The sequence below is a fragment of the Streptomyces sp. Pv4-95 genome (genome assembly GCF_045782725.1).
In the GTDB taxonomy this organism is placed as follows: domain Bacteria; phylum Actinomycetota; class Actinomycetes; order Streptomycetales; family Streptomycetaceae; genus Streptomyces.
Genome location: NZ_CP127172.1, coordinates 6,317,004 through 6,330,383 on the forward strand (window position 1 = coordinate 6,317,004; position 13,380 = coordinate 6,330,383).

Here is a 13,380-nt window from a genome sequence, read left to right on the forward strand (position 1 = left end):
CGTCTCAAGAACCGCGAGCAGTCGCGGTACCGGGTGGAAGAGACCTCCGGCAGCGACGACGCTGTAAGTGCCGTACGACTCTGCCGGAGGAGCAGTGGACGTTTCCCTGACCATGTGGACATTGACCATCCTTGGTCTCTGCGCCCTCATCGCCGCCGATTTCTTCATCGGCGGCCGTAAACCGCACGAGGTCTCCCTCAAGGAGGCCGGCATCTGGACCGGTGTCTGGGTCGCGCTCGCCGCGCTGTTCGGCCTCGGCCTGCTGGTGTTCGGCGGCGGTGCTCCCGCCGGTGAGTTCTTCGCCGGCTTCATCACCGAGAAGTCCCTGAGCGTCGACAACCTCTTCGTCTTCGTTCTGATCATGGCCAAGTTCGCCGTCCCGGCGATCTATCAGCAGCGGGTGCTGATGGTCGGCGTGCTGATAGCGCTGGTGCTCCGGGCCGGCTTCATCGGCGCCGGCGCCGCGATCATCGCCAACTTCTCCTGGGTCTTCTACCTCTTCGGCGCGTTCCTCATCTGGACGGCGTGGAAGCTGATCAAGGAGGCGCGGGCCGAGGAGCAGGACGAGGAGTTCGAGGAGAACCGCGTCCTGAAGATGGTCGAGAAGCGCGTGCCGTCGACCGACACCTACCACGGCACCAAGCTGTTCATCGTGGAGAACGGCAAGCGGCTGATGACGCCGATGCTGATCGTCATGCTGGCGATCGGCACCACCGACGTCCTCTTCGCGCTGGACTCCATTCCGGCGATCTTCGGCCTCACCCAGGACCCGTACATCGTCTTCACCGCCAACGCCTTCGCGCTGATGGGCCTGCGGCAGCTGTACTTCCTGATCGGCGGGCTGCTGAAGAAGCTGGTCCACCTCTCGTACGGCCTGTCGATCATCCTCGGCTTCATCGGTGTGAAGCTCGTGCTGCACGCCCTGCACGAATCGGGCGTGGCCGTCCCGGAGATCAGCATCCCGGTCTCGCTGGGTGTCATCTGCGCCGTCCTCGTCGTCACCACGATCACCAGCCTGCGCGCTTCGAAGAAGCAGGCGGTGGCCGAGGCGGAGACCAAGAGCAGCGTCGACGCCTGAAATCCGCACCGCTGAAAGCGGCCGGTACGGCTCCCGTCGGAGCTGTACCGGCCGCTTTCGCGCTCGCTGCCGGTCAGTAGGTGACCGTGATCCGCCGCGTCCGCCCGTCGACACGGATCGTGCCGCCGTAAGGAACCACCAGCTGCGGATCGGTGTGCCCGAGATCGACGTCGAAGACCGCCACCATCTCCGGTGCGTACGCGGCCAGCGCCCGCAGCACCGCCGCGCGCTGCTCCCGCACATACGAGGCTTTGGCATCGGGAGAGTGCGGCAGGGCGAACGACCACGCCTTCGGGCGTCCCATCAGCAGCGCGCCGAACCGCCCGAGGAGACCGCGCTCGCCCATGCTGCGCAGCACGTAGTACACATCGTCGGCGCGCGGCAGCTCCTCGGAGGTCTCCAGGAAGAGCACCCCGCCGTCGTCGAAATCGGCGACGGCCCCGATCTCCCGGTCCGTCATCAGCATCCAGGACAGCACCTCGAGGCAGCCGCCCCAGCCGGCGCCCTCGACCACCCGTTCCGGCCCGTGCCAACTCCAGCCGTCGCCGGGCCACATGGCGGGCTCGGCGGTGAAGGTGTCCGGGTCGGCCCAGTCGCCGCCCTCGTCCGTGTACTGCGTGGCGGGCCGCAGTTCGTACGGGCCCGGGGTGAACAACGCGGCACGCAGCGACTCGGCGGTGAGCGGGTGCAGCGCCCCGGGGCGGCCCAGTTCGCACATCACCGAGGCGCCGTGGAAACCGACGACCCCGGTGCTCCGCAGATACGCCAGCAGGTTGGTGCCGTCGCTGTAGCCGAAGAACGGCTTGGGGTCGGCGCGGAACACGGCGCGGTCCAGGTACGGCAGGACCGTGATCTGGTCATCACCGCCGATGGTGGTGAAGACGGCCCTGATCTCCGGGTCCGCGAACGCCGCGTGGAGGTCGTCGGCCCGCTCCTGCGGCGAGGCGCCCTTGCGGAGCGTGGACGGGTAGGTGACCGGTTGCAGCCCGAACTCCTTCTCCAGCCGGGCGAGACCGAGTTCGTACGGCAGCGGCAGCCGGGCCGCGAGGTCGGACGACGGGGACAGTACGGCGACCCGGTCGCCGGGACGGGGCTTCGGCGGGTACACGGGAGAGGGGCGCGGCAACATGGCGTGAGACTAAGGCGGGGAGGCCGGGTCCGCAGCTCGATTACGCGCCCAGGAAGCAGGAGCGGACGCTGAGCCCGCACGCGTCCGGGCCCGCACGGTCTTGCCGTGTGCGGGCCCGGACGCGCTCGCTCCTGCGTGCGCTTGTTGTCGTGAGGCGCTACCAGCCGCGCTCGCGCCACTCCGGCAGGTGCGGACGCTCGGCGCCGAGTGTGGTGTCGTTGCCGTGGCCCGGGTAGACCCAGGTCTCGTCCGGCAGTTGGTCGAAGAGCTTGGTCTGCACGTCGTCGAGGAGGCCGGCGAACTGCTCGGCGTCGCCCCAGGTGTTGCCGACGCCTCCGGGGAACAGGCAGTCTCCGGTGAACACGTGCGGAGCGCCGTGCGGGTCGTCGTAGACCAGCGCGATACTGCCCGGCGTGTGGCCCGTCAGGTGGCGGGCGGTCAGCTGCACCCGGCCGACGGTGAGGGTGTCGCCGTCGGCGACCAACACGTCGGTGGGGACGGGGATGCCCTCCGCGTCGTACCGTCCCGCGTACGTCCGCGCACCCGTCGCCTCGACCACCTCCCGCAGGGCGCCCCAGTGGTCACCGTGCTGGTGCGTGGTGACCACGGAGGCGATGCCGCTGTCGCCGATCAGCGAGAGAAGGGTGTGCGTATCGGCGGCCGCGTCGATCAGCAGCTGCTCGTCGGTCGCCCGGCACCTCAGCACGTAGGCGTTGTTGTTCATCGGACCGACCGCGACCTTCGAGATCATCAGGTCGGTCAGCTCGTGCACGTCGGCCGGTCCGCCGACCTTCACTGCTCCGCTGTAGCCCATGGGGCCACTCTAAAGCGGCGGGACGGCGGGCAGCGCGGAGCCCTGGGCGTCGAGTTCGGTGCCGTCGGACCGCCCCGTGAGCCAGCCGACCAGGGCCGCGGGCGAGCCCGTCACCACCACGGACGGGGCCCGGCCGCCCGTCGTGGTGCCGCCGCCCCCGGTGTGCCACGTGCGGCCGTCATCCGTCCGCAGTTCCAGGGCGGGCAGCTTCGGATGCCGGACGAACTTCACCGTGGCCAGGAAGTCCAGCTCACTGCCGAGGAAGGCGGGCGGCAGCTCGGCGACGGAGTAGCCGACCCCGAGGTCGACGTGGTGCAGTTCGACCTCCGCCAGCCGCCGCAGCGGCAGCCGGTCGGCCCGCTCGACGACGCCGTTGCGCATCTCGACCTCGTAGGCCCGGCGCTCGGCCGGCAGCGCGTCCACCGCCGCGTCGAACCGCGCGGCACTCTCCCGCAGGTCCTCCAGGTGTGCCGCCAGTGAGCGGTCCGCGTCCCGGGCGATGTCGCCGTCGCGGGCCTCGGCGCTGGTGTACATCGGCGCCGGGACTCCCGTACGCGCCCAGGTCAGCAGGTTGACCAGCGCGTCCGCGTTGCGCGCGAGGTGGGCCAGGACATGACCGCGGGACCAGTCGGGGAGCAGGGACGGTTCACCGATCGCCTCGTCGTCGAGCTTGCCCAGCGAGACGAGCAGGCGGTCGGTGGCCTCGCGGACAGCGGCCGCGTCGTGCGGGAAGTCTGGCGGAGTGAGGGTCATGGCCCGACGCTAGCGCCGCGACGGCGAGTTCGGGAGTCGGCCGACACGGATCCATGGCGTACGCGGGTGGTGCGCGAGGGGCGGGCGAGTCCCCGCGACCGGCTCTCGCGCCACGCGCACGCGGCGTGCGGCCGCCGCCGGGATCGCCGGGACGTATGTCGGATCGCCGGGGGCAGCCCACCCGGGTGCGCTTGCGGAGCCGCCGGAGCTGTGTGTGAGGTACGCGACCCTCACGGCCGTCCCGGCCTCGATACCGATCATGGCGGCGTCCCGGGGTCGAGGGCGGCGCGGCCGTGGCGCGGCAGCCGAAGGGTGACCTGGTGGGCGCCGAGGCCGTTGAACAGGCCGCGGCGCCGCCGCGCAGCTTTCCCGGCCGGAGCGGGCGCCGCTCTGCACCGGCGCGGGGGCCGGGGCCGCAGCCCGCGGCGTACGGGCGGCGGCGCGGGCGGGAAGGAAACGGCGCCGCCACACGTTTGGGTGAAGGGTGCTATCGAGCACCGTAAATCGAATGCGCGTGCTATAGGCTCGTGTAGGCATCACTAAGACAGTGCCGCGGCGGTCCCCATACCCTGGGGCGTGGGCTCCGCTCCGCTCCGCCGCCTCTGCTCACCCACCGAGCGGCGGACGCAGGGCCGCGGCTCCCCGCCCCTCTCCAGAAAGGTGCGACCGGCGTGGCCGACCGTCTCATCGTCCGTGGCGCTCGCGAGCACAACCTCCGCAACGTCTCGCTCGACCTCCCCCGCGACTCCCTCATCGTCTTCACGGGGCTCTCCGGGTCGGGCAAGTCCTCGCTCGCGTTCGACACGATCTTCGCCGAGGGGCAGCGGCGCTACGTCGAGTCGCTCTCCTCGTACGCCCGGCAGTTCCTCGGGCAGATGGACAAGCCCGATGTGGACTTCATCGAGGGCCTGTCCCCCGCGGTCTCGATCGACCAGAAGTCGACCTCGCGCAACCCGCGCTCGACGGTCGGCACGATCACCGAGGTCTACGACTACCTCCGCCTGCTCTTCGCCCGCATCGGCAAGCCGCACTGCCCCGAGTGCGGACGGCCGATCGCCCGGCAGTCGCCGCAGGCCATCGTCGACAAGGTCCTGAAGCTTCCCGAGGGCAGCCGCTTCCAGGTGCTCTCCCCCCTGGTGCGCGAGCGCAAGGGCGAGTTCGTCGATCTCTTCTCCGACCTCCAGACCAAGGGCTACAGCCGGGCGCGCGTCGACGGGGAGACGATCCAGCTCTCCGAACCGCCGAAGCTGAAGAAGCAGGAGAAGCACACCATCGAGGTGGTCGTCGACCGCCTCACGGTCAAGGAGTCCGCCAAGCGCCGGCTGACCGACTCCGTGGAGACCGCTCTGGGCCTCTCCGGCGGCATGGTCATCCTCGACTTCGTCGACCTCGACGCGGACGACCCGCAGCGCGAGCGGATGTATTCCGAGCACCTCTACTGCGCCTACGACGACCTGTCCTTCGAGGAGCTGGAGCCGCGGTCCTTCTCCTTCAACTCGCCCTTCGGCGCCTGCCCGGACTGCACCGGCATCGGCACGCGCATGGAGGTCGACCCCGACCTGATCGTTCCCGACGAGGACAGGTCCCTCGACGACGGAGCGATCCACCCCTGGTCCCACGGCCACACCAAGGAGTACTTCGGCCGGCTGGTCGACGCCCTCGCGGACGCCCTCGGCTTCCGTACGGACATTCCGTGGGCCGGGCTGCCGCAGCGCGCCAAGAAGGCCCTGCTGCAGGGCCACCGCACCCAGATCGAGGTGCGCTACCGCAACCGCTACGGCCGCGAGAGGGCCTACACCACCCCCTTCGAGGGTGCCGTGCCCTTCGTCAAGCGCCGGCACAGCGAGGCGGAGAGCGACAGCAGCCGGGAGCGCTTCGAGGGCTACATGCGCGAGGTGCCCTGCCCGACCTGTGAGGGGACGCGGCTCAAGCCGATCGTGCTCGCCGTGTCGGTCCAGGAGAAGTCGATCGCCGATGTCGCGGCCATGTCGATCAGCGACTGCGCCGACTTCCTGCGGGACATGAAGCTCAACGCCCGCGAGAAGAAGATCGCCGAGCGGGTCCTCAAGGAGGTCAACGAGCGGCTGAAGTTCCTGGTCGACGTCGGCCTGGACTACCTCAGCCTGAACCGCGCCGCGGGCACCCTGTCCGGCGGCGAGGCCCAGCGCATCCGCCTCGCCACCCAGATCGGCTCCGGCCTCGTGGGCGTGCTCTACGTCTTGGACGAGCCGTCGATCGGCCTGCACCAGCGCGACAACCACCGCCTCATCGAGACCCTGGTCCGTCTGCGCGACATGGGCAACACCCTGATCGTCGTCGAGCACGACGAGGACACCATCAAGGTCGCCGACTGGGTCGTGGACATCGGCCCGGGGGCGGGGGAGCACGGCGGCAAGGTCGTGCACAGCGGCCCCATGAAGGAGCTGCTGACCAACAAGGACTCGATCACCGGGCAGTATCTGGCCGGCAAGCGGTCCATCGCGATGCCCGACATCCGCCGGCCCGCCGACCCGGCCCGGCAGCTGACGGTGCACGGCGCGAAGGAGAACAACCTCCAGGACATCGACGTCTCGTTCCCGCTGGGTGTGCTGACCGCCGTCACCGGAGTCTCCGGCTCCGGCAAGTCGACGCTGGTCAACGACATCCTCTACACCCACCTGGCGCGCGAGCTGAACGGCGCCAAGTCGGTGCCGGGCAGGCACACCCGGGTGGCGGGCGACGACCTCGTGGACAAGGTCGTGCACGTCGACCAGTCGCCGATCGGCCGGACCCCGCGCTCCAACCCTGCCACCTACACCGGTGTCTTCGATCATGTCCGCAAGCTGTTCGCGGAGACGATGGAGGCCAAGGTCCGTGGTTACCTCCCCGGCCGCTTCTCCTTCAACGTCAAGGGCGGCCGCTGCGAGAACTGCTCCGGCGACGGCACCATCAAGATCGAGATGAACTTCCTGCCGGATGTGTACGTGCCGTGCGAGGTGTGCCACGGCGCGCGCTACAACCGCGAGACGCTGGAGGTGCACTACAAGGGCAAGTCCATCGCCGAGGTGCTGGACATGCCCATCGAGGAGGCGCTGGACTTCTTCGAGGCGGTGCCGACCATCTCCCGGCATCTGAAGACGCTGCACGAGGTCGGCCTGGGATACGTCCGCCTCGGCCAGTCGGCACCGACCCTCTCCGGCGGTGAGGCGCAGCGCGTGAAGCTGGCGAGCGAGCTCCAGAAGCGTTCGACCGGCCGCACGGTCTACGTCCTGGACGAGCCGACCACCGGTCTGCACTTCGAGGACATCAGCAAGCTGATCTCGGTGCTGTCCGGACTGGTCGACAAGGGCAACTCGGTGATCGTCATCGAGCACAACCTCGACGTGATCAAGACGGCGGACTGGGTCGTCGACATGGGCCCCGAGGGCGGCAACGGCGGTGGACTGGTCGTCGCCGAGGGCACGCCCGAGGAGATCGCCGCGATTCCCGCCAGCCACACCGGCAAGTTCCTGCGGGACATCCTCGGCGACCGCGTCAGCGACGCCTCGCCGGCCTCGAAGCCGGCGAAGAAGGCCGTGGCGAAGCGCCAGCCGGCCAAGAAGGCCGTGTCGGCCGCGGCGAAGAAGTCCCCGGCGAAGGTCACCGCACGGACGGCTGCGGCCGAGAAGGCCGCACCGGCCGCCGCGAAGAAGGCGACCCGGGCCCGCCGGACCTCCTGACGCCGTGGACGCGTGACCCACCGGGCCGCCACCGCTCCTCGTTCACGAGGCGGTGGCGGCCCGTCGTCGTCCAGGGGCCGCTCCCTGTCCCGGTTCCTGCCTAACCCGCGAGTTCCGCCGCGTACGGGGGCTCGGCGCCGGCGCGGGAGCAGGTGACGGCGGCTGCCCGGGCGGCGAAGCCGAGGATGTCCCGCCAGTCCCCGGCGCCGAGCGCGGCGACGGCGGTGCGGGAGAGGGCGTCGTGCGCGTCGAGCCGGTGCAGCAGCGCGGCGTTGACGGTGTCGCCCGCGCCGATGGTGTCGACGACCTCGACCCGATCCCCGGGCACGTTCACGTCGAGGCCCCCTTGGGTGAGGACGGTCAGGCCGTCGCCGCCACGCGTGATGACGATCGCCGTGGGCCCCGAGCCCAGCCAGCCCTTCGCCGCCGCGGCGACCGCCTCCCACGCTCCGTCCGCACCGCTGCCCGAGGCACCGGGGGAGTCCGACGGCGAGCCCGTCTCCACCTCCGCCAGCCAGCGCGCGTCCTCCTCCGACATCTTCAGCAGAGCGACGTGGGGGAGCCAGGAGGCGAAGCGCGCGCGGTAGGCGGCGGGGTCTGCGATCAGCCCGGCACGGATGTTGGGGTCGAGTGCGGTGAAGACGCCGCGTTCCGCCTCGCGGCGCAGCAGGGCCTCGTAAGCGCTCGCGCCCGGTTCCAGAACGAGTGAACAGGTGCCCAGGGACAGGGCGCGGACCTCTTCCGGCAGCGCGGACGGCAGGGTGAAGAGGCGGTCGGCGGTGCCGTCGACGTAGAAGCCGTAGCCGGCCGAGCCGTCCGGGCTGATGTCCGCCAGGGCCAGAGTGGTCGGCTCGGTGCCCCGCTCCACCAGGGAGGTGTCGACGCCACCGCTGCGCAGCCCCTCCACCAGCGCCTCGCCGAAGGCGTCGGTCGAGATCCGCGAGCAGAAGGCGGTGGGCGAACCCAGCCGCCCCAGGGCGATCGCGGTGTTGTACGGGCCGCCGCCGCGGCGCGGCGACAGAGCGGGCAACTGGCCCTCCCCGGACGCTTCCCGGGGACTGGGGACGAGGTCGATCAGTGCCTCACCGGCGACGACGATCACGGGTGCGGTTCCTTTCCTGTGGGGCTCGGCCGGCGGCCGTGCGGGCCGGGCCGGTGGTCGCGGCCGGTGCTGCGGCCGGGTGGGAGGCGCCCGCCGCACCCGGCGCGGGGGAGGGGCAGCCGCACGACGAACGGTGAACCAGGGTGCACGGGAGGCGGATGGTGCGCGGAGGCCGGTCCGGTGCCTCCAGGCGCTCCAGCAGCAGTCGGACCGCGGTGGCTCCGATCTCCTTGCTGGGCTGGGCGATCGCGGTCAGCCGCGGCGTGAACAGATCGGCCCAGGAGAAGTCGTCGAAGCAGGCCAGTGCGATGTCGCGGGGGACCTGGAGGCCCTGTTCGCCCAGTGCGCGCAGCGCGCCGATGGTCATGGCGTTGTTCGCGGTGATGATCGCGGTGGGTGGCTCCGGTGCGGCGAGCAGTTGCCGGGTCGCGTCCTGCGCCCCCTCCGCCTCGGAGTTGCCGCCGGCGAGCAGTTCGGGGGCGAACGGCAGGCCGCGGGCGCGCAGCCCCTCGCGATACCCCTGGACGCGCTCGGTGGTGGTGCTCAGCCCGGGGAGCCCCGCCACCATGCCGATCCGGGTGTGCCCCAGACCGGCCAGATGCTCGACCAGCTCGCGTACCGGGCCGGTGCTCTCCGCGCAGACCTGGTCCCGGCCGTCGTCGACCAGGCGGTCCAGGAAGACGGTGGGCACCTCGCGCCGGGTCAGATACCCGACCATCTCGGCGGGCTCCGCGGACGGCGCGACGATCACCCCGTCCACCCGCCGCTCGTGCAGCAGTTGGACGACCTTGCGCTCGTGCACCGGGTCGTCGTGCGGATCGGCGATCAGCAGGCTGTAGCCGGCTTCCAGGGCTCCGGCCTCCACCCCCTGGAGGATCTCGGTGAAGTACGGGTTGCTGATCGCGGAGACGGCCAGGCCGATCGAGCGGGTGCGCGAGGTGACGAGGGAGCGGGCGAGGGTGTTGTGGGTGTAGCCGAGCTCGTCGATGGCGCCGAGCACCGCGGCGCGGGTGCCGGCGCGTACCGGCCGGGTCTCGTTGAGCACATGCGAGACCGTGGCGACGGAGACGCCCGCGAGCCGCGCCACATCGACCATCGTTGCCATGCGGTACGTCCTTCCCGGTCCGGTCCTTCCCCGGCACCGACCGTGCGGCCCCTCGTGGTGCCGGCACCATCACAACATACGCGTAAACGTTTGCGTAAGCGTTTGCGCCCAGAAGATTGTCCGGAGGGGAACAGGGCGCAGGACCACCTTCGCGGGGCGGGCCGCGCCGGCGGCACGCACGCCGGCGCACGCACCCGCGCGATGCCCTGGGACGCCTGAACGCTGCCGGCCACGGCGGATCGGGGGCCGCAGCCCGTAGGAAGGCCGTGCAACCCACGAGGGCATTCGGGCCGCTGGAAGCGGAATGACCCGTATCGGTATCGTCGGGGGCCGACACCTTCGGACCCCTGGAGCAGCCATGCGCCGTCCCCCCGCCCGTCGAACCGTACTGCGGGGAGCGGCCCTCGCCGGCGCCGCCGGTTTCGGGGTGGCGGCCTGCTCGGGCGGATCGGAGGAGGAGGCCCCGGCCGTGCCCACCGCACCGGTCGATCTGGGTGCCGCCACCGACGTTCCGGTCGGCGGAGCCAAGCTCTACCGCGAGGACCGGCTGGTGGTATCGCAGCCCGCCAAGGGCGACTTCAAGTGCTTCAGCGCCAAGTGCACCCACGCGGGCTGCATCCTCGCCGACGTCGACAGGACCGAAGGCAACTGCGTCTGCCACGGAAGCCGCTTCGACGTCACCACCGGCAAGGTCATCGAGGGCCCGGCGACCCGGCCGCTGCCCGAGGTCCCCGTGAAGGCCGAGGGCGGGAAGCTGATCGCGGGCTGAGGCCGCGCGGGACGGGCGAGCCGGACGCCGGTGGATCGCCCCGGCCCGTCGGTCCTGTCGACCCCGTTCACCAGGGCCCGTCAGCCCCAGTCCCAGCCGATCCCCAGTATCCCGGGCCGCACGCCCTGTTCCACGAGATGGACCGCGCGGTGCCGGCCGTTGAGCGTCAGTTCCTGCCTGCCGGTGCGCGGCGCGCCGGCCGACGCCTGGGCGAAGCGGCGGCAGCGTACCGGCAGGGCCGCCTCGTCGAAGTGCACCTGCAGGACGTACTGGCCGCCGGCGAAGCTGAACCCGCGGATGTACTCGGCGCTCGGGCCGCCACTGCCGTCCTCGAAGACATAGCCGAGGACGTGGGTGTCGCCGGCCCGCAGCCGCGCGTCGAAGAGCAGCTCGGCGACCACCACACCGGTGTCGGCGTCCCCGCGCACCCGGCCCAGCCGGCAGTTCTCCACGGCGCGCACCGTGACCCGGGACGGATCGCAGCCGGCGTCCCCGCGGTGGATGGCGATGTAGCGGTCCACTCCGTCCCGGTGGGCGCGGACCACCTGCAGTGATTCGCGTTCGCTCAGCTCGCGTGCCGGCCCGATCCGTACCCGCTCGTGATGCCCCACGGTGTGCAGTCCACCGTCCGCGGGCGTTTCCAGCTCGGTGAACAGCTGCCGCAGCGCGTCGGCGGGCGCCACCAGCGAGCGGTACGAGCGGCCGACCGGGCGTTCGGCCTCCGGGCGGGGCCCGCCCTCGGGCTCCAGCAGCCGGTGCAGGGACTGCGCGGGCAGGCCGAGCACCTCCTCCAGGGCGCGGACCGCGCGCAGCGACTCGGGGCGCTGCGGGCGCCGGGCGCCTTGCTGCCAGTAGCTCAGGCTCGTCACCCCGACCTTGATGCCGCGCTGTGCGAGCTTGTGCTGGACGCGGGTCAGGGCGAGGCCGCGCACCGTGAGCGCACTGCGCAAGGCGAGGTGGAACGGCCCGGTGCGCAGAAGCTGTTCCAGCTCGGCCGACTCGGGGGTCTTCTGTGCCATTGCCTCAATCCTCCGGCGCGCGGGTGAACGTTCACAACCGGGACGCACTCCGCGCGCCTGTCCTGCCTGGTCACTGCAGGACGCGCGCCGCCGGCCGTTCACATCCGGGCCCGTCCGTCCACACCCCCATGTCACCCCGCATTGAAGCGTGTTGACCTCCCCGCGACAACACCCGATGCTCCTCAGCAGCATCCGGATGCGCTCCTCTCACCCCCTTCACCCCCCTCACGGGAGGAACGCCATGACCCGTGCACCCCTCGCACGCCGTTCGCGCCGCAGATGGCTGTCGGCCGCGGCGCTCACCGTCGCGGCACTGACCACGCTCCCCGGCGCCACCGCCTCGGCAGCCGCGCCCCCGGCGCACGCCGACACGACGGCCGGTGCGGCAGCCCCCGCCACGTCGCTCGCCGCCAACCGCCTCGACATCTCCATGCAGGCCCAGGAGCAGAGCAACTGGTGCTGGGCCGGCTCCGGCAACACCATCGCGGCCTGGTACGGCAAGAACTACAGCCAGAACCAGTTCTGCAACGCGGCGTTCAATCGCCAGCAGGGCACCTCCTGCCCCAACAACCAGGCCACCCTCGGCAACGTGCAGAACGCCTTCGACTGGATGGGCATCAACTCCGGCTCGTACGTCACCGGATATCTGCGCTACAGCACGGTGCAGAGCGAGATCAACGCCAACCGGCCCATCGAGACCCGCATCCAGTGGTCCTCCGGCGGCGGCCACATGCATGTGATCTACGGCTTCGACACGGACCGCAACTGGGTCTACTGGGGCGATCCCTGGGGCTCCAACAGCAGGTACAACTGGGGCGATTTCGACTACTACGTGAACGGCAGCTCCTTCTCCTGGACGCACTCCCTCTACCGGATAGGAGCCTGAGCCGTGAGGAAGCACACCGCCGTACGCGCCGCCGCCACCGGAACGCTCGCCACCGTCCTGATCGGCCTCGCCCCGCACGTCGCGCTGGCCGCCGACAGCCCCGCGCCGCCGAAGGCCCCCGCCCGTACCAGCCTCACCGCCGCGCACGAGGCGGCCGCCGCGCCCGCCACCCTGGCCACCCTCGCCCGGTTCTTCGCCCGTGACGAGGCCCGCGGCGGCGCCGGCGCAACCGCTCCCCGGACAGCGACCGCCCCGCGCATCGAGGGCGCGGCGGTCCCCGTGTACGTCCTGTCGCCCGACTTCGTCCGCGGCAAGGCCGATGCCCCCGTCGCCCGGCTGGAGTTCCTCGCCAGCAAGGCCGTGGCGGCGGACGGCGAGAAGGCCTCGGTGTGGACCGTGCGCCGGGACGGGGGCTGGCAGGTCGTCAACATCGCCAGCGGCGACGACGAGACCCGCTACACCCGCGCCGGGGCCGCGAAGGGCGGCGCCGGCACGGTCTTCCACGAGCCGCAGATCGATGCCTGGTACGTGCAGCGCGGCGACCGCGTGGAGCCGCTTGACGCGCAGGCGCGGCAGGCCGTGGGAGCCCACGGCACCAGCGTGGCGGCCTACCGGAAGCGAGTGGCGGAGGCGTACGGCGACAAGCTGCCCGGCTCCGCCTACGACAAGCGGGGTGAGGCCGGCGGCTACGGTCCGCCGTCCGAAGGCACCGCGGGCGCCGCCAAGGAGAGCGCCCGCAAGCAGCAGGCCGAGGCCGCCGCCGTGCCGGCGAGCGACGACATACCGGTGACCGCCGCCTCGACCGTGGCCGGGGTCGCGGCCCTGCTCGCGCTCGGTCTCTCCGGCGCCGCGGCGCTGCGCAGGAGGCGCGCGCGGTGAGTATCCGCCCGGCCCGCGCCCGCCGCTGATCCGCCACCTCCCCACAGGCGGTCGGCGCGGCCGGGCACCGTATGAACGCGCAGGGGCCCCGGTCCGCCCACGACGGCGGACCGCGGTCCCTGCGGTCCATTTCCGCGAGCGGCCGCGG

At 71.6% G+C, this 13,380-nt stretch carries 11 protein-coding genes; 5 read left to right on the forward strand and 6 right to left on the reverse strand.

All coding sequences use genetic code 11. The features are described from left to right. Positions 1-94: 94 nt before the first annotated feature. Positions 95-1,078: a TerC family protein gene (locus QOM21_RS27600; protein WP_407553705.1), complete on the forward strand. Its 984-nt coding sequence runs from the start codon at positions 95-97 to the stop codon at positions 1,076-1,078. Between the two features lie 73 nt (positions 1,079-1,151). Here QOM21_RS27600 and QOM21_RS27605 read toward each other — a convergent pair whose 3' ends face one another. The 3 genes from QOM21_RS27605 to QOM21_RS27615 form a co-directional block, all read right to left on the reverse strand. After that, positions 1,152-2,207: a S66 peptidase family protein gene (locus QOM21_RS27605; RefSeq protein WP_407553706.1), complete on the reverse strand. Its 1,056-nt coding sequence runs from the start codon at positions 2,205-2,207 to the stop codon at positions 1,152-1,154. 157 nt (positions 2,208-2,364) lie between these two features. Then, positions 2,365-3,021 carry an MBL fold metallo-hydrolase gene (locus QOM21_RS27610; protein WP_407553707.1) on the reverse strand — a complete coding sequence of 219 codons (657 nt, stop codon included), beginning with the start codon at positions 3,019-3,021 and terminating at the stop codon, positions 2,365-2,367. 9 nt (positions 3,022-3,030) lie between these two features. Then, entirely contained in the window at positions 3,031-3,774 is a 744-nt protein-coding gene (locus tag QOM21_RS27615; RefSeq protein ID WP_407553708.1) for a maleylpyruvate isomerase family mycothiol-dependent enzyme, read from the reverse strand. 671 nt (positions 3,775-4,445) lie between these two features. Between QOM21_RS27615 and uvrA the strand changes: the two genes are divergently transcribed. Beyond that, complete coding sequence (gene uvrA, locus QOM21_RS27620) at positions 4,446-7,472, forward strand: excinuclease ABC subunit UvrA (protein ID WP_407553709.1); 3,027 nt, start codon at positions 4,446-4,448, stop codon at positions 7,470-7,472. Positions 7,473-7,572: 100 nt separating this feature from the next. Here uvrA and QOM21_RS27625 read toward each other — a convergent pair whose 3' ends face one another. Together QOM21_RS27625 and QOM21_RS27630 are read right to left on the reverse strand one after the other, a co-directional pair. Continuing rightward, positions 7,573-8,574 (reverse strand): carbohydrate kinase family protein, encoded by a 1,002-nt coding sequence (locus QOM21_RS27625; protein WP_407553710.1) that lies wholly within the window; start codon positions 8,572-8,574, stop codon positions 7,573-7,575. Next, positions 8,555-9,679, reverse strand: a complete 1,125-nt coding sequence (locus QOM21_RS27630; RefSeq protein ID WP_407553711.1) for a LacI family DNA-binding transcriptional regulator — start codon at positions 9,677-9,679, stop codon at positions 8,555-8,557. The genes QOM21_RS27625 and QOM21_RS27630 overlap by 20 nt, the downstream gene beginning before the upstream one ends. A gap of 358 nt (positions 9,680-10,037) precedes the next feature. Here QOM21_RS27630 and QOM21_RS27635 point away from each other — a divergent pair, with 358 nt between their 5' ends. Further along, on the forward strand, positions 10,038-10,448 hold the full coding sequence (locus tag QOM21_RS27635; protein ID WP_407553712.1) for a Rieske (2Fe-2S) protein: 411 nt from the start codon (positions 10,038-10,040) through the stop codon (positions 10,446-10,448). An 80-nt stretch (positions 10,449-10,528) separates the two neighbouring features. Here QOM21_RS27635 and QOM21_RS27640 read toward each other — a convergent pair whose 3' ends face one another. Continuing rightward, positions 10,529-11,467 carry a hypothetical protein gene (locus QOM21_RS27640; RefSeq protein WP_407553713.1) on the reverse strand — a complete coding sequence of 313 codons (939 nt, stop codon included), beginning with the start codon at positions 11,465-11,467 and terminating at the stop codon, positions 10,529-10,531. Between the two features lie 241 nt (positions 11,468-11,708). On the opposite strand from QOM21_RS27640, the gene QOM21_RS27645 reads away from it, so the two are divergent. Both QOM21_RS27645 and QOM21_RS27650 read left to right on the forward strand, forming a co-directional pair. After that, complete coding sequence (locus QOM21_RS27645; protein ID WP_407553714.1) at positions 11,709-12,353, forward strand: papain-like cysteine protease family protein; 645 nt, start codon at positions 11,709-11,711, stop codon at positions 12,351-12,353. A gap of 3 nt (positions 12,354-12,356) precedes the next feature. Further along, positions 12,357-13,232, forward strand: a complete 876-nt coding sequence (locus QOM21_RS27650) for a hypothetical protein (protein WP_407553715.1) — start codon at positions 12,357-12,359, stop codon at positions 13,230-13,232. Positions 13,233-13,380: the final 148 nt, after the last annotated feature.

Excerpts from the sequence above, each read along its gene's own strand:
- QOM21_RS27630 (WP_407553711.1), bottom strand. The coding sequence starts at position 9,679 with ATGGCAACGATGGTCGATGTGGCGCGGCTCGCGGGCGTCTCCGTCGCC.
- QOM21_RS27615 (WP_407553708.1), bottom strand. The coding sequence starts at position 3,774 with ATGACCCTCACTCCGCCAGACTTCCCGCACGACGCGGCCGCTGTCCGC.
- QOM21_RS27610 (WP_407553707.1), bottom strand. The coding sequence starts at position 3,021 with ATGGGCTACAGCGGAGCAGTGAAGGTCGGCGGACCGGCCGACGTGCAC.
- QOM21_RS27635 (WP_407553712.1), top strand. The coding sequence starts at position 10,038 with ATGCGCCGTCCCCCCGCCCGTCGAACCGTACTGCGGGGAGCGGCCCTC.
- QOM21_RS27605 (WP_407553706.1), bottom strand. The coding sequence starts at position 2,207 with ATGTTGCCGCGCCCCTCTCCCGTGTACCCGCCGAAGCCCCGTCCCGGC.
- QOM21_RS27645 (WP_407553714.1), top strand. The coding sequence starts at position 11,709 with ATGACCCGTGCACCCCTCGCACGCCGTTCGCGCCGCAGATGGCTGTCG.
- QOM21_RS27640 (WP_407553713.1), bottom strand. The coding sequence starts at position 11,467 with ATGGCACAGAAGACCCCCGAGTCGGCCGAGCTGGAACAGCTTCTGCGC.